Raw genomic sequence first — 22174 nt, forward strand, 5'->3', positions numbered from 1 at the left:
TCGGTGGCCGACGCGCAGTTCGTGGCGTTGCAGCGGCGTGACCGGCCGCAGGTGGAAACAGCGCTGACCGGTTTGGCCCGGCTGTTCGTGGCCGGGCAGGCGGTGGACTGGGCCGCACTGTATGCGGGGTCGGGGGCCCGGGTGACCGATCTGCCCACCTATCCCTTCCAGCACCGCCCCTACTGGCTGCCGCAGTCGTCCACGGGCGACGTCGTCTCGGCGGGCCAGGAGGCCGCCGGACACCAGATGCTGGACGCCGTGGTCCGGGTCGCCGACACCGACGAGTACGTCTTCACCGGCCGGCTGTCCGCCCGTACCCACGCCTGGGTCGCCGAGCACGAGCTGGGCGGCCGGGCCCTGGTGCCGGGCGTGGCCCTGATCGACATGGCGGTCCGCGCCGCCGACGAGGCCGGCTGCGCCTCGGTGGCCGAGATGGTCGTCACCGCTCCGCTGCGCGTCCCCGAGACCGGCGGCGTACGGGTCCAGCTCGTGGTGAAGGAGCCGCAGGACGGCGGGGACCGGCCGTTCGCGATCCACTCCTGCCTGGAGACCGGCGACGAGTGGGTCTGCCACGCCACCGGCACACTGGCGGCCGAGGCCCCCGAGCCGGAGTTCGACCTGGGCGCCTGGCCGCCCGCGGACGCCCGGCCGGTGCCGACGGACGGCTTCTACGACCGGCTCGCGGAGAACGGCTACGTCTACGGCCCGCTCTTCCGCGGCCTGGAGACGCTGTGGCACCGCCCCGGTGCCGCCGGCGCCGAGTACTTCGCCGAGGTCGGCCTGCCGGAGGGCACCGACACCACCGGGTTCGGCATCCACCCCGGTCTGTTCGACGCGGCCATCCACCCTCGGGTGGTCGCCGCGATCAACGACGCCGGCGAGGAGTTCACCCTCCTGCTGCCGTTCGTGTGGAGCGGGATCAGCCTCTACGCCACCGGTGCGACCAGGCTGCGGGTGCGGATGGTCATCGACGGCGAGGCCGACTCCGCGACCTCCTGCCACGTGCAGCTCGCCGACGAGACGGGCCGGCCGGTCGCCGAGGTGCGGTCGGTGGAGGCCCGCCCGGTCTCCGCCGACCAGCCGGAGGGCCACGACGAGAGCGCCCGCTCCCTCTACGGCCTCGACTGGACCCCGGCCGAGCTGAGCCCGGTCGAGCCGTCCGGACGGTGGGCCCTGCTCGGCACCGTCGGCGGGGAGTTCGCCGAAGCGCTCGGGGCCGAGCGCCACGACACGCTGGCGGACGCGGCCGGGGTCGACGTCCTGGTCGCCGGTTACGCCGCCCCGCCCGGCGGCGAGGTCCTCGCGCCGGTGCGTGACACCGCCGTCGAGGTGCTGGAACTGGTGCAGGGGTGGCTGGCCGACGACCGGTTCCGCACGAGCCGTCTGGTCGTGCTGACCCGCGGCGCGGTGGTGCCCGGCGACGAGGACACCGCACCGGACCTGGTGGGCGCCACCGTATGGGGTCTGCTGCGGTCCGCGCAGGCGGAGCACCCCGAGCGGATCGTGCTGGCCGACCTCGACGACGACCCGGCCTCGGCGCGGGTCCTGCCCGCGGTGCTGGACGCGGGCCTCGACCAGGTCGCGGTGCGTGCGGGCGCGGTGAGCGTGCCGCGCCTGGCCCCGCAGCCCCCGTCGGACGCGGGTGCGGGCCGTCCCCTGCCCGACCCGCGGGGCACCGTCCTGATCACCGGCGGCACCGGCGCCCTGGGCGCCCTCTTCGCCCGGCACCTGGTCACCGACTACGGCGTCCGACACCTCCTCCTGGCCGGCCGACGAGGCCCCGACGCCCCCGGCGCCGACCGCCTCACCGCCGAACTCACCGCACTCGGCGCCACCGTACGCATCGCGGCCTGCGACACCGCCGACCGCACCGCCCTCGACCACCTCATCCGCTCCATACCCGACACCCACCCCCTCACCGGCGTCATCCACACCGCCGGCATCCTCGACGACGGCATCCTCACCGCCCTCACCCCCGACCGCCTCACCACCGTCCTGCGCCCCAAGACCGACGCCGCCTGGCACCTCCACGACCTCACCCGCCACCACCCCCTCACCCTCTTCGTCCTCTTCTCCTCGCTCGCCGGCACGCTCGGCAACGCGGGCCAGGCCGGCTACTCGGCGGCCAACCACTTCCTGGACGCGCTGGCCGAGTACCGCCGTGCCCACGGGCTCCCCGCCGTCTCGCTCGGCTGGGGTCTGTGGGACGCGGAGGGCGGCATCCAGTCCGGGGCCGACGCCGTCGGCCGGCTGCGGCAGTCGGGGATGCGGCCGCTCTCCCCGGCCACCGGAACGGCGCTGTTCGACCGGGCGCTGGCGACGAACCGGCCGGTGAGCCTGCCCGTACAGCTCGACCTCAGGGCGCTGCGGGCCGGTACCGACCCGGTTCCGGCGATGCTGCGGGGCCTGGTCGGACGCCAGTCCCGCCGGGTGGTCCGGCGGGGCGCGGGCGACCAGGGGGCGCTGGCCGCGCGGCTGGCCGCCCTGCCCAGGAACGAACGGCTCGACCAGGTCGCCGACCTGGTGCGGAGCTCGGTGGCCGCGGTGCTCGGCTTCGGCCCCGGCGAACGGGTCGGTGAGACCGTCCCCTTCCGCGACCTGGGCTTCGACTCGCTGACCTCCGTCGAGCTGCGCAACCAGCTCTCCTCGGCGACCGGTCTGCGGCTGTCGCCCGGAGTGGTCTTCGACCACCCGACGGTCGCGGCCCTCGCCGAGCACGTACTGGCCGAGCTGAGCGACGAACTGCCGGCCCAGACCGCCGCCGTCGCCGCCTCGGTCACCGGAACCGGCGGCGAGAACGAACCCATCGCCGTCGTCGGGATGGCGTGCCGCTTCCCCGGCGGGGTCACCACCCCCGAGGACCTGTGGCGGCTGGTCGCCGACGGCGTGGACGCGATCGCGGACATGCCCGAGGACCGCGGCTGGGACATCGAAGGGCTCTGGAACCCCGACCCGGACACCCCCGGCACCTTCTACACGCGCCAGGGCGGGTTCATCGACGACCCCGCCGGGTTCGACGCGTCGTTCTTCGGGATCTCGCCGCGCGAGGCGCTGGCGATGGACCCGCAGCAGCGACTGCTGCTGGAGACCTCCTGGGAGGCGCTGGAGAGCGGCGGCATCGACCCGCACTCGCTGCGCGGCAGCGACACCGGCGTCTTCACCGGCCTGACCGCACAGGACTACGGGGCCGGGGCCGGCGCGGCCGAGGGCGGCGCCGAGGGATACCTGCTGACCGGTTCCACCACGTCCTTCGGTTCCGGCCGGATCTCCTACACCCTCGGCCTGGAGGGGCCGACGCTGTCCATCGACACCGCGTGCTCCTCGGTGCTGGTGGCCCTGCACCTCGCCTCCAACGCGCTGCGCAGCGGCGAGTGCGGTCTGGCCCTGGCGGGCGGCGCGACGGTGATGGCCCAGCCCATCGGATTTATCGAGTTCTCCCGGCAGCGCACCCTGTCGCCCGACGGCAGGTCCAAGGCGTTCGACGCGTCCGCCGACGGCACCGGCTGGTCCGAGGGCGTCGGCCTGTTCGTCCTGGAGCGGCTGTCCGACGCCCGGCGCAACGGGCACCAGGTGCTCGCGGTCGTCCGGGGCAGCGCGGTCAACTCCGACGGCGCCTCCAACGGCCTGACGGCGCCCAACGGTCCGTCGCAGCAGCGGGTGATCCGGCAGGCGCTGGCGAACGCCGGTGTCGCCCCGTCCGAGGTGGACCTCATCGAGGCCCACGGCACCGGAACCCAGCTCGGCGACCCCATCGAGGCCGAGGCCCTGATGGCGACCTACGGCCGGGCCCGGCAGGCCGACGACCCGGTCCGCCTGGGCTCGGTGAAGTCGAACATCGGGCACGCCCAGCACGCGGCGGGAGCGGGCGGGCTCATCAAGGCGATCATGGCCATGCGGCACGGCGTGATGCCCAAGACCCTGCACGTCGAGACGCCGACGCCCGCGGTGGACTGGTCGTCGGGAGCGCTGGAGCTGCTGACCGAGGCCCGCCCGTGGCCGGAACGGGACCGGCCGCGCCGGGCCGCGGTGTCGGCGTTCGCGCTGAGCGGCACCAACGCCCACGTGATCCTGGAGCAGGCCCCCGAGGAACCGGCCCCGGTGGCGGTGACCGAGGCGGTGACCCTGCCGGTGGTGCCCTGGGTGCTGTCGGCCAAGTCGCCCGCCGCGCTGCGGGAGCAGGCCGCCCGGCTGCTGGCCGTGGCGGCGGCCGACGACGCCCCCGACCCGCTCGACGTCGGCTCCTCGCTCGCCGCCCGCGCGGTCTTCGACCACCGCGCGGTACTCGTCACCGGCGGCGGCCCGCAGGCCCTGACCGCGCTGCGGGCGATCGCCGACGGCGACGCGCCCGCCGCCGACGACGGCCGCACCGCGTTCCTGTTCACCGGCGCGTCCGCCGCCGGACCCGAGCCCGAGCTGTACGAGACCCTGCCGGTGTACGCCAAGGCGTACGACGAGACCCTCGCCGAGCTGGGCACGCCGGCCGAAGGGGGCGAACAGGGCGAGAACGCGGCCCGGTTCGCCGCCGAGGTCGCGCTGTTCCGGCTGCTGGAGTCCTGGGGCGTCGCGTTCGGCTGCGTGGCCGGTGCCGGGATCGGCGAGATGGCCGCCGCCCATGCCGTCGGGGCCCTCCGGGCCGCCGACGCGGCCCGGCTGCTCGCCGGCGCCGACGGGACCGGTACGGAGTACACGGAACCGCGCATCCCGGTGGTGTCGCTGCGCACCGGCCGGCCGATCGCCGCGGGCGACGCGCCCGGGGCACCGGGGACCGGGGGAACGGCCGCCGCCGAGCGGTGGATGCGGGAGCAGCGGGTGACCCGCTTCGTCGAGTCCGGCACCCGGCGGGCGATCGAGGGTTCGGTGCTCCTCCTCCAGGACGGCACGTCACGGGTGCGCACCGTGCTCGAAGGCGTCGGCGAGCTGTTCACCTCCGGCGCCACCGTCGACTGGACCGCCGTGTTCGCCGGAACCGGGGCCCGCCGCGCCGACCTGCCCACCTACCCGTTCCAGCGGGACCGGTACTGGCCGGCCGCCTCCGCCGAGGCCGCGCGTCCGGCGGCCGGCCCGGCCGGCGGGCACCCCCTGCTCGGCGAGCCGGTCGCCGTCGCGGGCCGGGACGAGTGGGTGTTCACCGGCCACCTCTCGCTCGCCACCCACCCCTGGCTCGCCGACCACGTCGTCTCCGGCGTACCGGTGCTGCCCGGCGCGGCCCTGGTGGACCTGGCCATCCGGGCCGGCGACACCGTCGACCGCCCGGTGCTGGCGGACCTCACGGTCACCGAGCCGCTCGTCGTGCCCGAGCGGGGCGGCGTACGGACGCAGGTCGTGACCGGCGCCCCGGACGCGGCCGGGCGGCGGACCGTGGGCGTCTACAGCCGGCCCGCCGACGCACCGGGCACCGGCGGCGCACCGGGGGAGTGGACCTGCCACGCCACCGGCACGCTGGCCCCGGCCGTCGACCTGCCGGACGCCGAACCGGCGGTCTGGCCGCCCGCCGGGGCCCGCGCCGTGGACTGGGACTACGCGGACCTGGCCGACGCCGGGTACCGCTACGGCCCGGTGTTCCAGGGCGTGGAGTCGGTGCTGCGCCGGGGCGGCGAACTGTTCGCCGAGGTCCGGCTGCCCGAGCGGGCGACCGCCGGTGCCGACGGGTTCGGCATCCACCCGGCCGTCCTGGAGGCGGCCGTGCAGCCGCTGCTCGACGGCGACTTCGGCGACGCGCCGCACGGCACGGTCCGCCAGCCGCTCGGCTGGACGGACGTCACCCTGCACGCGACCGGTGCGACCACCCTGCGCGTGCACCTCACGCCCTCCGGAGCGGACTCCTTCCGGCTGGAGGCGTTCGACGAGTCCGGCCTGCCGGTGCTGGTCGCCGGGACGGTGCGGCCCGGAACGGTACACCTGTCCGCGGGCGCCGACCCGGCGTCCGCGCCCGCCGGCGCGGCCTCGCTGCTCGCCCTGGAATGGGTCCCCGTCGAGCCGGTGGACGCGGACGACGAGGAGGCGGAGAGCCTGCTCGCGCTGCTCGGCGACGACCCGGGCGACCTGGCCGATCTCGCGCCGCTGCGGTTCGACGACGTCGCCGAGGCGGCGGCCTCCTACACCCCGTGGGACGTGCTCGTCCTCCAGCCCTCCGCGCCGGACCCGGCCGACGGCCCCGTGGCCGCCGCGCACCGGGCCGTACGGCGGGCGCTCGACGCGGCCCAGTCGTGGCTGGCGCAGGAGGATCTGCCGGACAACCGCCTGATGGTGGTCACCCGGGGCGCGACGGCCGTCGCCGCCGGGGACGAGGTCCGCGACCCGGCCGGTGCCGCGGTGTGGGGCCTGCTGCGGTCCGCCCAGGCGGAGAATCCCGACCGGATCGTCCTGGTCGACCTGGACGACGCGGAGGACTCGGCCGAGCTGCTGTTCCTGGCCGCCCGGACGGGGGAGCCCCAGCTCGCCGTGCGCGGCGGCAGGATGTTCGCGCCGCGGCTCACGCCCGCCACCGCGTCCGGCGCGCCCGCCCCGGTGCCGGCCGCCGGCGGCACGGTGCTGGTCACCGGCGCCGACGGAGAACTCGGCGCGCTGTTCGCCCGGCACCTGGTCACCGGGTACGGCGTGGCCCACCTGCTGCTCGCCTGCCCGCCCGGCTCGGCCCCGTCCGTCGAGGGCCTGCGCGCGGAACTGGCCGCCCTCGGCGCGAGCGTCACGGTCGCCGCCCGCGACCTGGCCGACCGGGAGGCCGTACGCGCCCTGCTCGCCGAGGTCCCCGCCGACCACCCCCTGACCGGGGTGGTGCACACCGAGAACGTCCTGGACGACGGGGTGTTCACCGGGCTGACCCCGGAGCGGGTCGCGAACGTGCTGCGGCCCAAGGTGGACGCCGCATGGCACCTGCACGAGCTGACCGCGGACGCGCCGCCCGCGCTGTTCGTGCTGTTCTCCTCGGTGGTCGGCATGCTCGGCAGTCCCGGACAGGCCAACTTCGCCGCGGCGAACGCCGCCCTGGACGCGCTGGCCGCGCACCGCGCGGCGGCCGGACTGCCCGCCGTCTCGCTGGCCTGGGGCCGGATGGTGGCGGGCGGCGGGCCCGGACTGCGGGTGATCGCCCAGGACGAGGCCCGCGACCTGTTCGACGTCGCGCTCGGCACCGGGCACGCCGTCGTCGCGCCGGCCCCGCTCGACCTGCCCGCGCTGCGCCGCTCCGGCACGCCGGTCGCGCCGGTGCTGCGGTCCCTGGTGCCGCGCGCGGAGCGCCGCAAGGTGGGCGCCGACCTGCCCGCCGACCGGTTCGCCGGAATGAGCCGGGCGGAGGCCGAGCGGTACCTGAGCGACCTGGTGCGGGCCGAGGCGGCGGGCGTGCTCGGCCACGCGGCGCCGGAGAGCCTGCAGTGGGAGGTGTCCTTCCGGGACTCCGGGTTCGACTCGCTGTCCGCCGTGCAGTTCCGCAACCGGCTGGCCGAGCAGACCGGACTGTCGCTGCCGACCACGCTGGTCTTCGACTACGCCGCGCCCGGCGTGCTCGTGGACCACCTGCTCGAACGGCTCGACCTCACCGACGGGACGAGCCGGCGCTCCGCCCTGGCGGAACTGGACAAGCTGGAGGCCGTCCTGATGGCGGTCCCGGTCGACGGAGCCGAGGACGCGGAGTCCGGGCACACCGAGATCGCCGCCCGGCTCTCCACCATCCTCACCCGCTGGAACAAGGCCTGGACCGACGCGCGGCCCGACGCGGTCACCGGCACCGGCGAGACCGACCTGACCGACGCCACCGAGAACGAGGTCCTGGACTTCATCGACCGGGAGCTGGGCCGCTCCACCGCACAGCCGAACCGCTGAAACCGCAGGAGACATCAGGAGACATGGTGAACGCACCCACGCGATACGCCGAAGCACTGCTCACCGGAATGCTGGGCACCTTCGGCCTGGACGCCGAGTACGTCCGGGCCGAGAAGAACTCCCTGTTCTACCGGGACGACACGGGCGCGGAAGTGCAGGTGCTCGACCTGCTCGGCGGCTGGGGCTCGCTGATGCTCGGGCACAACCACCCGCAGATCGTGGCGCACGCCAAGGAGTTGCTGGACAACGGCACCCCGGTGCACTCGCAGCACTCCGCCCACCCGGTGGCCGACCGGGTCGGCGCGGTGCTCAACGGCATCCTCGGCCGGGAGCTGCCGGGGGCCGAGCCGTACTCGGTCATCTTCGCCAACAGCGGTGCGGAGGCGGTCGAGGCGGCGGTCAAGCACTGCGAGTTCGACCGCGCGCTGCGGATCAAGGCGCTGGTCGAGGAGATCGAGTGGAACGCCTCGGCGGCGCTGGCCGCGGTGGCCGGCGGCACCGCCCAGCTGCCCGACGACACCTCGCTGCTCCCCGGTGACGTGCCGGTGCCCACGAATGCCGAGGAGTTCGGCGCGCTGCTCGGCGCCGTCGCCGCGCACAACATGGCACGGGCGGGGACCAGCCCGGTCTTCTTCGCCCTGGAGCGGGCCTTCCACGGAAAGCTCGTCGGCAGCACCCAGTTCACGTACAACCCGCTGTTCCGGGCGGCCTTCGCCGCGCTCGGCCCGGCGGTGCGGTTCGTGCCGCCGAACGACGCCGGGGCCTTCGAGAAGGCCGCCGCCGAGCAGCGGGTCACCGTGCTCGACGTGCGGGTCGTGGACGGCCGGGTCACGCTGGTCGAGCGGGACTTCCCGGTCGTCGCCGGGCTGATCGTCGAGCCGATCCAGGGCGAGGGCGGCATCTACGAGCTGACCGCCGAGTACGCCGCCCGCCTGCGGGAGATCTGTGACGAGATCGCCTGCCCGATCGTCGTCGACGAGATCCAGACCGGGATGGGGCGCACCGGCGCGTTCTTCGCCAGCGCCCACATCGGGCTGGTCGGCGACTACTTCCTGCTGGGCAAGTCGCTCGGCGGTGGCATCGGCAAGACCTCCGCGATGCTGGTCCGCCAGTCGCGCTACCGCCCCGAGTTCGAGCTGGTGCACAGCTCGACCTTCGCCAAGGACGGCTTCACCACCGCCCTCGCGCTGCGCACGCTCGAACTGCTCGAGGCCGAGGACGGTGCCGCCTACGAGCGCGCCGCCGAGCGCGGCGAGCGCATCCTCGGCATGCTGCGCGAGCTGGCCGAGGAGTACTCCGACGTCGTCGTCGACGTGCGCGGCCGCGGCCTGCTGATCGGGCTGGAGTTCGCCGACCAGAGCCAGTCCTCGTCGCCGCTGATCCGGGAGCGGGCGAAGGCCGGTCTGCTCGTCTTCCAGCTGGGCAGCTATCTGCACCTGGCCCACCGCATCCGCACCGGCCCGACGGCGAGCGTGCCGAACATGCTGCGGATCGAGCCGTCGATCCACATCAGCGACGAGGAGATCGAGCAGCTGCGCACCGGTCTCGTCCAGGTCTGCGAGATCCTGCGCAACCAGGACGCGCTGCCGCTGGTCCACCCGCTGACCGGAGCAGGGGAACTGCCCCGGGAGATCCGCGACTTCCGGTCCGGGGCGGCCGAGGAGACGGCCCCGGCCGAGCGGAAGGCCGGACTGGTCAGCTACGTGCTGACCCCGGACACGCTGCGGGAGATCGAGCCCTCGCTGGCCGACCTGGACGACGACCGGCTGATCGCCTACGTGAGGCGCTCCGAACTGCTCAAGGACCTTCCCGCCTTCGCGCCGGTCCGCTTCGACTCGCCGCAGGGCACCTCGGTGGACCTCAGCGTGTACCCGCTGCTGGTGACCGAGGAACAGCTGCGCGAGTACCAGGTCACCGGGAACACCTTCCTGATCGGCGCCGACCTCGACCGCCGGGTGCGCGCGGCGAAGGCCGACGGCTGCGAGACCGTCGGACTCGGGTTCGGTCTCGGCCAGGCCGCCGGTCACGGCAGCGCGCTCAGGGTGCCCGGGGTCCAGCTGACGACCGGCGGCGCGCTGACCGTCGGTTCGGCCCTGATCGCCGCCCACACGGTCGGCGTCGAGAAGTACGGCGAGGTCTACGGCCTGACCGTGGCGGTCGTCGGGGCCGGTGGCCGCATCGGTTCGGCCCTCGCCGCGATGATCTCCGCCGAGGTCCCCCGGGTCATCCTGGTGGGCAGCGGACGCGAGGGCTCCGCCGACCGGCTGAGGGCCACCGAACTGCGCATCTACCAGGAGGCGTGGGAGCAGATCGCGGCCGGTGGCGACCTGCTGGGCATCCCCAAGTTGCTGGCCGCCGAGCCGCTCGTGGCCGGCTGGCTGGCCGCGGGACGGTCCGGCGACGAGCCCAGCGGCGAGGCCATCGCCGCGCACCTGGCCGAGACGTACGACGTGAATCCGTTCGTCACGGTGACGGACGATCTCTCGGCGGTGCGGGATGCCCAGGCGGTGTTCACGGCACATTCAAGCCCCGTTCCGGTACTTGGCGAAAAACATCTCGCGGATGGCGCGATCGTCTGCGATGTGTCCTTTTTCGGTTCCGGTGCCGAGTCTGGTGTGACCACTTCCCGAGACGATGTGCATTACGTTCGGGGCGGTGTGCTTTCCGTAGTCAATCAAGGTATTCTGCCGCGTGGCGTCAGTGCCTCACTGGGTGCGGGTGAATTGTTGGCAGGGGTGGCGGAAGTGGCCACACTCGCGTTGTCCGGGAGCAATGGATCTACGGGAGACGGACCGATTACTGGCGAGCAGGTGCACGCCATTGTCGAACTCGCCGCCCAGCACGGATTCCAGACGATCTCCACCTGACGTCTGCCGAAGACCGGTTTGCCGAACCGTCCCCCATGGTCCGGCCTGATCAACAGAGGGTAAGTCGAATGTCAGAGTCAGCAGATGCCGAGCCGAAGGTGGCGTCGGAGGGTCCCCCCGACCCCCACCACGCCAATCGCTGGAAGATCCTGGCGGTCATCGGGATCGCGCAGTTAACGATCTTCCTTGACACGACGGTCGTCAACATCGCGCTGCCGTCGGCGCAGGCCGACCTCGGGTTCGCCGACGGAGACCGGCAGTGGGTCGTCACGGCCTACGCGCTCGCCTTCGGAAGCCTCCTGCTGCTCGGCGGCAGGATAGTCGACCTGATCGGCGCCAAGCGGTCGCTGATGATCTCGATCGTCGGCTTCGGCCTCATGTCCGTGCTGGGCGGAGCGGCCAACGGCTTCGCCATGCTGGTCACCGCCCGTGCGCTCCAGGGCGCGTTCGCCGCGCTCGTCGCGCCGGCCGCGCTGTCGTTCCTGCTGACCGCGTTCAAGGACCCGAAGGAACGCGTCAAGGCCTTCGGCGTCTACGGCGCCCTGGGCAGCGGCGGGCTCGCGCTCGGCCTGGTCCTCGGCGGCGCGCTGACCGACTGGCTGGACTGGCGCTGGTGCCTGTACGTCAACGTGATCTTCACGGCGGTCGTCTTCATCGGCTCGGCCATGACCATGCACAACCAGCAGGCCGAGCACCGGCCGGAGAAGCTCGACCTGCCGGGCACGGTGACGGCCTCGCTCGGCCTGTTCTTCCTGGCCTACGGCCTGTCCAACGCCGACGACGGCGAGTGGGGCGGCGTGGACGTGTGGGGCTACCTCCTGGTGAGCGTGGTCCTGCTGGTCGCCTTCGTGCTGTTCGAACTGCGCTCCAGGAACCCGCTGCTGCCGGTGCGCATCGTGCTCAACCGCAACCGGGGCAGCGCGTACCTGGCGATGTTCCTGCTGGGCATCGGCCTGTTCGTCCAGTTCCTGTTCCTGACCTACTACCTCCAGCTCACCCTGGAGTTCTCGGCGATCGAGAGCGGCCTGGCCTTCCTGCCGATGATCGTCGGCATCGGTATCGGCGCGACCACCATCCCGCCGGTCCTGGAGCCCAAGCTCGGGGTGCGCGTCCTGATCCCGGCCGGTCTGGTGCTGGCCGCGGTGGGGTCGTTCTGGCTCAGCCGGCTCACCACCGACAGTTCCTACGCCGGCGGCATCCTGGTGCCGTCGCTGATCGCCGGTGTCGGCTTCGGCCTGGTGGTGTCCCTGGGCGCCGCCGTCGCCACGGTCGGTGTGCAGCCCGAGGACGCCGGTGCCGCCTCCGCCCTGGTCAACACGGTGCAGCAGGTGGGCGGCTCGATCGGTACCGCGCTGCTGAGCACCCTGGCGATCACCGCGGCGGACTCCTTCATCGAGGGCAAGACGCCGACTCCGCAGCTGGCCGCGGAGGCGGCGGTGGAGAGCTACACCACCGCCTTCTTCTGGGGTGCGGTGGTCTTCCTCGTCGGAGCCGTGGTCTGCGGTGCGCTCTTCGACCGCCACGTGACCGCGCAGAGCGAGGGAGAGGTCGGGGAGACGGCCGCCGTGCCCAGCCTCTGACCGCTCCCGCCGAACCGGAAACCGGCCGTCCGCCGGCACTTGGTCCCAAGTGCCAGTGCGGGGGCCGGTTTCTGGGTTCCCGGCGCTTAGCCGCCCCGGGCCCCAGCCGATTGACTTGGCCGCAGGACGTGGTGCGGTGAGCCCTCCCGGATCGGTGAGGACCTTCGCCCCGCAATCGAAGGAGGACTTCGTGACTGCAGTGGCCGGTGAGCGGGCGGACGGAACGACCGGACTGGCGGTCGACGCGGCGGAGCTGGTCAAGCGCGCCCGCGATCTCGCCCCGCTGATCCGGGAGAACGCGGTGAAGACCGAGGAGGACCGCAGGCTCGCCGAGGACGTGGTCGTCGCGCTGCGCGAAGCCGGACTGTTCCGGCTCACGACGCCGGCCAAGTTCGGCGGGTACGAGCTGTCGATGCCGGAACTCCTCAAGATCATCGCCGAGGTCGGCAAGGCCTGCGGGTCGGCCGGCTGGAACCTGGCCATCGACACCTCCTCCACCCGGTTCGCGCTCAACGCGCTGTCGGACGAGGCGGTCGCGGACATGTTCGACGGCAGCCCCGACGCCTACGTGATCTCCACGGCCCACCTGGGCACCACCAAGGCGTACAAGGCCGAGGGCGGGTACCGGATCACCGGCACCTTCCCGTGGAGCTCCGGCTGTGAGATCGCGGACTGGGCCTACATCCCGGTGGTGAACATCTACGACGGCGAGACGCCGACCGCGGACCTCGTGGGCGTCATCGTCCCGATGGCGGACCTGAAGATCGAGCGCACCTGGCACGTGGCCGGCCTGGCCGGCTCGGGTACGCACACGGTCGTGGCCGAGGACGTGTTCGTGCCGGACCGCCGGTCGGTCCCGTTCGGCTTCTCGGACCTGCCGGGCGAGGACGAGCGCGACAGCATGCTCATCCAGGGCAGCGCCCAGTCGCTCGCCGCGATCGTGGGCGCGGCCCAGGGCGCGCTGGAGGTGACCAGGGAGGCGCTGGCCAAGGGCCGCCCGATCACCTACGTCAACTACGAGAAGGCCGCCGACGCCCCCGCGGTGCAGATGTGGTTCGGCGAGGCCTCGCACCTCATCGAGACCGCCGCCCTGCACCTGGCGGAGATCGGCCGGTCCGTCGACGGCATACCGGAGACCCAGGCGGTGCCGTGGGCGGAGCGCGCGCGGATCCGCATGCACGAGCGGTCCGCCCACGAGAAGGCGCGGGCGGGCGTGGAGAAGCTGCTCGACGTCGTCGGCGGCAGCGCCTTCGCGCTGTCGAACCCGCTCCAGCGCCTGTGGCGCGACATGGCGGTCATGAGCCGGCACACCTCGCTGAACGCGCCCATGATTCTCGAGGACTACAGCCGCGCGCTGCTGGACGTCCGCCCGTCCATGACTCTGCTGTACTGAGGCGATATTCGGCCATTCTCGCGGTGTGGCCGTCCGTCTGAGTCGGTTGAGGCACCGGCATTACCCGGCGATCGGGGCAGGTAAACGGTCGCCGGGTAATACCGGTGCGTATTTTTATTTTTTGACGCAATGCTTTCCGCCGGAATTGCCGTCGGTCACCAGATTCGCTCCCGACTTTTGGCTCCGTGAAACAAGCAGTCCGGTCGGCGCACCTTGTTGACTGAGAGCATGAGACGGATCGCCGTGGTCGGATTGGCTTGTCGGTTGCCTGGGGCCGTCGACGGCCGCGCATTCTGGCAGTTGCTGCGCGACGGAATCGACGCCGTGCGCGAGGCGCCCGAGGACCGGTGGCAGGGAGCCGAGCTGCCGCACCGCCGCGGCGGCTTCGTGGACGGCATCGACCGCTTCGACGCCGCGTTCTTCGGGATCTCACCGCGTGAGGCGGCGGCGATGGACCCGCAGCAGCGCCTGATGATGGAGCTGGCCTGGGAGGCGCTGGAGGACGCCCGGATCCTCCCCGCGGACCTGGGCGGCGGCGACACCGGCGTGATCGTCGGCGTCATGTACGACGACTACGCCACCCTCCAGGACCGGCTCGGCGAGGCCGGGATCGGCCGGCACACCATGACCGGCGGCCGCCGCGCGATCATCGCCAACCGGATCTCCCACCACCTCGGCCTGCGCGGACCCAGCCTCACGGTGGACACCGCGCAGTCCTCCTCGCTCGTCGCGGTCCAGACGGCCTGCGAGAGCCTGCGCCGCGGCGACTGCCGGCTGGCCGTCGCCGGCGGCGTCAACCTGAACATCCTGGCCGAGACGACCCTCGGCGCGTCCCGCTTCGGCGGCCTGTCCCCGGACGGCCGGTGCTTCACCTTCGACGCCCGGGCCAACGGGTTCGTACGCGGCGAGGGCGGCGGCGCCGTCGTACTCAAGCCGCTGTCCGACGCGTTGGCCGACGGCGACGACATCTACTGCGTCCTGGAGGGCGGCGCCGTCAACAACGACGGCGCGGGCGAGGGCGAGCACTCCGGCCTCACCGTGCCCAGCCGGGCCGCGCAGGAGGAGGTCGTCCGCCAGGCGTACCGCCGGGCCGCCGTCGGGCTTCACACCGTGCAGTATGTGGAACTGCACGGCAGCGGCACCAAGGTGGGCGACCCCATCGAGGCCGCGGCGCTCGGGGCCGCGCTGGGCGGCGACCGGCCGCCGCGGACGCCGCTGCCGGTGGGCTCGGTCAAGACCAACATCGGGCACCTGGAGGCCGCGGGCGGCATCGCCGGGCTGATCAAGGTGGCGCTGAGCATCCGGCACCGGATGCTGCCGCCCAGCCTGAACTTCACCGAGCCGCCCCCCGAGATCCCCCTCGACGACCTCCGGCTGCGGGTGCAGACCGAGCTGACCCCCTGGCCGCACCCGGACAAGCCCCTGATCGCGGGCGTGAGTTCGTTCGGCATGGGCGGTACCAACTGCCACCTGGTGGTCTCCGAACCCCCGGCCACCGCACCCGCCACCCCGGCCCCCACCCCCGCCGCCGACCCGCGGGCCACGCCCGGCGCACTGGTGTGGCCGGTGTCCGGCCGTACCCCCGAGGCACTGCGCGCGCAGGCCGCCCGGCTGCTGGCCGCCGTCGACGAGGAGGAGGCGTCCGCCGCGGACATCGGCCTCTCGCTGGCCACCACCAGGACCGCCTTCCGGCACCGCGCCGTCGTGGTCGGCGGCGACCGCGCGCAGCTGCGGCAGCGCCTGGCGGCACTCGCGGGCGGCGAGCCCGTCGGCGGCGTGGTCGAGGGCCTGGCCGGCGAGCCCGGAAAGGTCGTCTTCGCCTTCCCCGGACAGGGCGCGCAGTGGGCCGGCATGGCCGTCGACCTCATGGACGCCGCACCGGAGTTCGCCGCGTCGATGCGGGCCTGCGAGCTGGCGTTCGCGCCGCACGTCGACTGGACGCTGAGCGAGGTGCTGCGCGACGAGGACGCGCTGCGCCGGGTGGACGTCGTCCAGCCCGCGCTGTTCGCGGTGATGGTGTCGCTGGCCGCCCTGTGGCGCTCCTGCGGCGTCGAGCCGGCGGCGGTGGTCGGACACAGCCAGGGCGAGATCGCCGCCGCCTGCGTGGCCGGCGCGCTGTCCCTGGAGGACGCCGCCCGCGTCGTGACCCTGCGCAGCCAGGCGCTGCTGGAACTCTCCGGCGGCGGCGCGATGCTGTCGGTGCTGCGGTCGGCGGCCGAGGTGCGCGAACGGATCGCCGGCTACGAGGGCCGGGTGTCGGTCGCGGCGGCGAACGGCCCCTCGTCGGTGGTGCTCTCCGGCGCCCCCGAGGTCCTGGACGAACTGGTCGCCCGGTGGACCGAGGAGGGCGTGGAGACCCGGCGGATCGCCGTGGACTACGCCTCCCACTCACCGCAGGTCGAGGCGATCCGCGAACGGCTGCTGGCCGTGCTGGACGGCATCCGGCCGCAGCCGTCGGCGGTGCCGTTCTACTCCACGGTCACCGGCGCGCCGGTGGACACCACCGAACTGGACGCCGCGTACTGGTACCGCAACCTGCGGCAGACCGTGGAGCTGGAGCAGGCGACCACCGCGCTGGTCGGCGACGGGCACACGGTGTTCGTCGAGTGCAGCCCGCACCCGGTGCTCCTGCCCGCCCTGCGGGACACCGTGGAGCAGACCGGCGCAGGACCGGCCGTCGTCACCGGCTCGCTGCGCCGGCACGACGGCGGGCCCGAGCGGTTCCTGACCTCACTGGCCGAGGCGTACGTACGCGGCGTCCGGGTGGACTGGGCCCAGGTGTTCGCGCTGCGCGGCGCCGCTACGGTGAGCCTGCCCGGCTACGCCTTCCAGCGGGAGCGCCACTGGCTCACCGGCCCCGGCACCCGGACCGTCGCCGCGGACCCGGCGCCGGCCGCCGCGCCCGCCGCCGGTGCCCCGGCCGAAGAACCCGCCGCGACCGCACCCGCCGCCGGTCCCGCCCCCGGCGCCGCGGCCCGCACCGGACCCGAGGCCCTCGCGCTGGTGCGTTCGACGCTGGCCGTCGTGCTCGGGCACGCCGGCGGCGACGCGGTCGACCCCGGGACGACCTTCAAGGAACTCGGCGTCGACTCGCTGTCCTCCGTGGAACTGCGCGACCGGCTCAGCGCCGCGACCGGACTCACCCTGCCCACCGGCGTGCTCTACGGGCACCCCACACCGGCCGAACTCGCCGGGCACCTGGTCACGTTGGCCTCCGGCGACCAGGAGGCGGCCGAGCCCGTCACGGACGCCCCGGCCGACGACCCGATCGCCATCGTCGGCATGGCCTGCCGGCTCCCCGGCGGCGTCGAGTCGCCGGACGACCTGTGGCGGCTGGTGCTGGACGGGACCGACGCGATCTCGGCCTTCCCCACCAACCGCGGCTGGGACATCGACAAGCTCTACGACCCCGATCCGGAACGGGCCGGCACGTCCTACACCCGGCAGGGCGGCTTCCTGCACGACGCCGACCGGTTCGACCCCGAGTTCTTCGGCATCTCGCCCCGCGAGGCGGCCGCCATGGACCCGCAGCAGCGGCTGCTGCTCGAAACGTCCTGGGAGGCCCTGGAACGCTCCGGCATCGATCCCGGCAGCCGGCGCGGCACCCCCGTGGGCGTCTTCGTCGGGGCCATGGCCCAGGACTACGGCCCCCGCCTGCACGCCGCGCACGCCGAGTCCGACGGCTACCGGCTGACCGGCAGCACCATCAGCGTCGCCTCCGGCCGGATCGCCTACACGCTCGGCCTCCAGGGGCCCGCCGTCACCGTCGACACCGCGTGCTCCTCGTCGCTGGTGGCCCTGCACCTGGCGGTGCAGGCCCTGCGTGCGGGGGAGTGCTCGCTGGCCCTGGCCGGCGGTGTCGCGGTGATGTCCACGCCCGGCATGTTCGTGGAGTTCAGCCGCCAGCGCGGGCTGTCCGAGGACGGCCGCTGCAAGGCGTTCTCCGCCGCCGCGGACGGCACCGGATGGGCCGAGGGCGCCGGAGTCGTGGTGCTGGAGCGGCTCTCGCAGGCCCGGCGCGCCGGACACCGGGTGCTCGCCGTGGTCCGCGGCAGCGCGGTCAACCAGGACGGGGCGTCCAACGGGCTCACCGCGCCGAACGGCGTCGCCCAGGAGCGGGTGATCCGCCAGGCACTCGCCGGTGCCGGACTGTCCCCCGCGGACGTCGACGTCGTCGAGGCGCACGGCACCGGGACCACGCTCGGCGACCCGATCGAGGCCGACTCGCTCGCGGGCACCTACGGCCGCGGCCGGGAGCCGGGCCGCCCGCTGCTGCTGGGGTCGCTGAAGTCCAACATCGGCCACACCCAGGCCGCCGCGGGCGTCGCCGGGGTGATCAAGATGGTCGAGGCGCTGCGGCACGAGACGGTGCCGAAGACGCTGCACGCCGACGAGCCCACCCCGCACGTGGACTGGTCGGCCGGCACCCTGGAGCTGGTCACCGAGACCCGGCCGTGGCCGCGGACCGGCCGGGTGCCCCGGGCGGGCGTGTCCTCCTTCGGGATCAGCGGCACGAACGCCCACGTGATCATCGAGCAGGCGCCGCCGGAGCCCGACCCGGAGCCCGCCCACGAGCCCGGGACGCAGTCCGGTTCCGTACTGCCGTGGGTGCTCTCCGCGAGCGACCCGGACGCGCTGGCCGACCAGGCCGCCGCCCTGCTCTCCTTCGTCGACGCCCACCCCGAACTGCCCCCGGCCGACACGGGGTTCTCCCTGGCCACCGCCCGCTCCGGGCTGCCGCACCGGGCCGCCGTCGTCGGCGCCGGCCTGCCCGAGCTGCGCGCCCGGCTGGCCGCGCTCGCCGACGGCACCGAGGCACCCGGAGTGGTGCGCGGCACCGCGCGGGACGCGGGCGGCGTCGTCTTCGTCTTCCCCGGCCAGGGCTCGCAGTGGGCCGGCATGGCGGTCGAACTGCTCGACTCGGCCCCCGCGTTCGCCGCCTCCATGCGGGCCTGCGCCGAGGCGCTGGCCCCCCACGTCGACTGGGACCTGTACGAGGTGCTCGGCGACGCGGACGCGCTGGAGCGCGTGGACGTCGTGCAGCCCGCGCTGTTCGCGGTGATGGTGTCGCTGGCCGCCCTGTGGCGCTCCTGCGGTGTGGAGCCGGCCGCGGTGGTGGGCCACTCCCAGGGGGAGATCGCCGCCGCCTGCGTGGCCGGCGCCCTCGACCTGGCGGACGCGGCGAAGGTCGTCGCCCTGCGCAGCAAGGCCATCCTGGCCCTGTCCGGCGGCGGCGGCATGGTCTCGGTCGCGCTGTCCGAGGAGGAGGCCGCCGCCCGGCTGGACCGCTGGGACGGCCGGCTGTCGGTCGCCGTGGTGAACGGCCCCGGCGCCGTGGTCGTCGCCGGTGACGTGGACGCGCTGGACGAGTGGGTGGCCGCCTGCGAGGCCGACGGAGTGCGGGTCAAGCGGCTCCCGGTCGACTACGCCTCGCACTCGGCGCAGGTGGAGCGGATCGAGGACGAGCTGGCCGAGGTGCTGGCCGGGCTGTCCCCGCGGCCCGCCCGCATCCCGTTCTACTCGACGGTGACCGCCGGGGAGCTGGACACCCGTGCCCTGGACGGCGGCTACTGGTACCGCAACCTGCGCCACCGGGTCCGCTTCGCCGAGACCGTCGGCCTGCTGGCCGAGCAGGGGCACTCGGTGTACGTCGAGGTCAGCCCGCACCCGGCGCTGATCGCGGCGGTCGAGGACGCCGGGGACACGGTCGCGGTCGGCTCCCTGCGCCGCGGCGAGGGCGGCCTGGAGAGGTTCACCACCTCGCTGGCCGAGGCGTACGTGCGCGGGGTGCGCCCCGACTGGCACGCCGTCTTCCCCGGCTCCCGGCGGACCGACGTACCCACCACCGTGTTCCGGCGGCGGCGGTACTGGATCGACGCGGCACCGTCCGGAGGGCCGGCCGACGTGGCGGCGGCCGGACTGGACGCGGCGGACCATCCGCTGCTCGGCGCGGTGGTGGAACTGCCGGACTCCGGCGGCCTGGTGCTCACCGGCCGGCTGTCCGGGCAGGCCCAGCCGTGGCTGTCCGACCACGGCCTGGGCGAGACGGTGCTGCTGCCCGGCGCCGCCTTCGTCGAACTGGCCGTCCGGGCGGGCGACGAGGTGGGCCTGGACCGGGTGGAGGAGCTGACCTGCGAGGTGCCGCTGGTGCTGCCGCCGCAGGGCGGGGTCGCGGTGCGGGTCACGGTCGGTGAGCCGGACGGCGCCGGGCGCCGCGACCTGGCCGTGCACGCCCGTCCCGCGGACGGGTCCGGCGGCTGGACCCGGCACGCCGGCGGGGTGCTCGGCTCCGGCCCGGGCGAGGAGTTCGACCTGACCGCCTGGCCGCCGCCGGGAGCCGTCCCGGTGGACTGGGACGGCGGATACGACCGCTGGACCGGGCTCGGCTACCACTACGGCCCGTCCTTCCAGGGGCTGCGCTCCTGGTGGCGGCGGGGCACGGAGATCTTCGCCGAGGTCGCGCTGCCGCCGGAGCCGGCCGCCGACGCCGGCCGGTTCGGACTGCACCCGGCGCTGCTGGACGCCGCGCTGCACGCCGCCGTCGGGGACGGCCCGGACTGCCGGCTGCCGTTCTCCTGGCAGGGCGTGTCGCTGCGGGCGACCGGCGCGTCCACGCTGCGCGTGCGGATCACGCCGGCCGGCGACGACACGTTCTCGCTGCTCCTGGCCGACGGCACCGGCGCGCCGGTCGCCTCGGTGGAGTCGCTGGCGCTGCGGCCGATGCCCTCCGGCGAACCGGCCGCGGGCCCCCCGGACGCGCTGTTCCGGGTGGACTGGATCGAGGCCCAGGTGCCGGACACCGTGCCAGGACCGCGGCCCGGGGCGGTCGTCGGCGCCGACGCACTCGGGGTCGGCGTGCCCTCCCACGCCGACCTCGGCTCCCTCGCCGGCTCCGGTCCGGTGCCCGAGGTGGTGCTGGCCGCGCTGACCGGCGAGTCCACCGCGGCCGGTGCCCACGCCCTGGCCGGGCGGGCGCTGCGGCTGGTCCAGGACTGGCTGGCCGACGAACGGTTCGCCGCGTCGAAGCTGGTGCTGCTCACCCGCGACGCGATGGTCGTCGAGGCGGACCGGGCGGAGGACCCCGGGGTGGCCGGCGCCGCCGTATGGGGCCTGGTGCGCTCGGCGCAGCGCGAGCACCCCGACCGGTTCGTCGTCGTCGACCTGGACGGCCACGAGGCGTCGGCCGCGGCGCTGCCCGCCGCGCTGGCCACCGGCGAGCCGCAACTCGCCCTCCGCAAGGGACGGCCGCTGGTCCCCAGGCTGGTCAGGGCCACCACCGCCCCGGCCACCCGGCCCGACCTCACCACCGGCACCGTACTGATCACCGGCGCCACCGGCACCCTCGGTGCCCTGTTCGCCCGGCACCTGGTGACCCGGTACGGGGCGGCCCACCTGCTCCTGGCCAGCAGGCGCGGCCAGGACGCCCCGGGCACCGCCGACCTCGCCGCCGAGCTGACCGGGCTGGGCGCGACGGTCACCGTGGCCGCCTGCGACGTGGCCGACCGGGACGCGCTGGCGGCACTGCTGGCGACGGTCCCGGCCGACCGCCCGCTGACCGGCGTCGTGCACGCCGCCGGACTGCTCGACGACAGCGTCCTGGAGGCGATGCGCCCCGAGCAGCTCGAACGCGTCCTGCGGCCCAAGGTCGACGCCGCGCTGAACCTGCACGAGCTGACGGCCGGCCACGAGCTGTCGATGTTCGTGCTGTTCTCCTCCGTCGCCGGCGTCCTCGGGCTGCCGGGCCAGGCCAACTACGCCGCCGCCAACGCGTTCCTGGACACCCTGGCCGGGCACCGCGCGGCCCGGGGCCTGCCGGCCGTGTCCCTCGCCTGGGGGCTGTGGGCGCAGGCGAGCGGAATGACCGGCCACCTCGCCGACGCCGACCTCGGCCGGATGCGGCGCGCGGGCCTGGCGGCCCTCTCCTCGGCGGAGGGCCTGGCCCTGTTCGACGCCGCGGTCGCCTCCGGCACGGCCCTGCTCGTCCCGGCCCGGATCGACCAGACCGCCGTACGGGCCCACGGCACGGTGCCGCCCCTGCTGCGCGTGGTGGTGCGCGAGCGGGTCAGGCGGGCCGAGGCCGCGGCCGCCGCGACCGGCACCGCCTCACTCGCCGACCGCCTGGCCCGGCTGCCCGGCGAGGAACGGGACGAGGCCCTGCTGGGCCTGGTCCGCGAGCACACCGCCACCGTGCTGGCCCACCACACCCCGGGCATGGTCGACCCCCGGCGCACCTTCAAGGAACTGGGGTTCGACTCGCTGACCGCGGTGGAACTGCGCAACCGGCTCGGGTCGGCGACCGGGCTGCGCCTGCGGGCCACCCTGGTGTTCGACTACCCGACGCCCACGGCACTCGCCACCCACCTCGGCGCGGCCCTGGGCCCGGCCGAGCCGCCCCAACCGTCGACCGGGCCGGGCGAAGCGGCCCCCGCACCCACCGATGCGGCCCGAGAGCTGGACGGGATGGCGCTGGACCAGCTCTTCGACCTCATCGACGGCGAACTCGGCACGTCCTGACC

The 22174-nt window shown here is 74.5% G+C and carries 5 protein-coding genes; all 5 read left to right on the forward strand.

The genetic code is table 11. The features are described from left to right. The first annotated feature begins 51 nt into the window (after positions 1-51). On the forward strand, positions 52-7818 hold the full coding sequence (locus ACIRGB_RS35455) for a type I polyketide synthase (RefSeq protein WP_403873767.1): 7767 nt from the start codon (positions 52-54) through the stop codon (positions 7816-7818). Between the two features lie 23 nt (positions 7819-7841). Next, positions 7842-10685 carry an aminotransferase class III-fold pyridoxal phosphate-dependent enzyme gene (locus ACIRGB_RS35460; protein WP_403873770.1) on the forward strand — a complete coding sequence of 948 codons (2844 nt, stop codon included), beginning with the start codon at positions 7842-7844 and terminating at the stop codon, positions 10683-10685. Between the two features lie 68 nt (positions 10686-10753). Beyond that, entirely contained in the window at positions 10754-12265 is a 1512-nt protein-coding gene (locus ACIRGB_RS35465; RefSeq protein WP_403873773.1) for an MFS transporter, read from the forward strand. Positions 12266-12455: 190 nt separating this feature from the next. Beyond that, positions 12456-13658, forward strand: a complete 1203-nt coding sequence (locus tag ACIRGB_RS35470; protein ID WP_403873776.1) for an acyl-CoA dehydrogenase family protein — start codon at positions 12456-12458, stop codon at positions 13656-13658. A 228-nt stretch (positions 13659-13886) separates the two neighbouring features. After that, complete coding sequence (locus ACIRGB_RS35475) at positions 13887-22172, forward strand: type I polyketide synthase (protein WP_403873779.1); 8286 nt, start codon at positions 13887-13889, stop codon at positions 22170-22172. Positions 22173-22174 lie beyond the last annotated feature (2 nt).

Origin of the sequence: Streptomyces sp. NPDC102490 (genome assembly GCF_044765285.1) — a bacterium.
Lineage (GTDB): Bacteria > Actinomycetota > Actinomycetes > Streptomycetales > Streptomycetaceae > Streptomyces.

Bases quoted from the DNA above. Each gene is read 5' to 3' on its own strand.
- ACIRGB_RS35465 (WP_403873773.1), top strand. From the start codon at position 10,754: ATGTCAGAGTCAGCAGATGCCGAGCCGAAGGTGGCGTCGGAGGGTCCC.
- ACIRGB_RS35460 (WP_403873770.1), top strand. From the start codon at position 7,842: ATGGTGAACGCACCCACGCGATACGCCGAAGCACTGCTCACCGGAATG.
- ACIRGB_RS35475 (WP_403873779.1), top strand. From the start codon at position 13,887: ATGAGACGGATCGCCGTGGTCGGATTGGCTTGTCGGTTGCCTGGGGCC.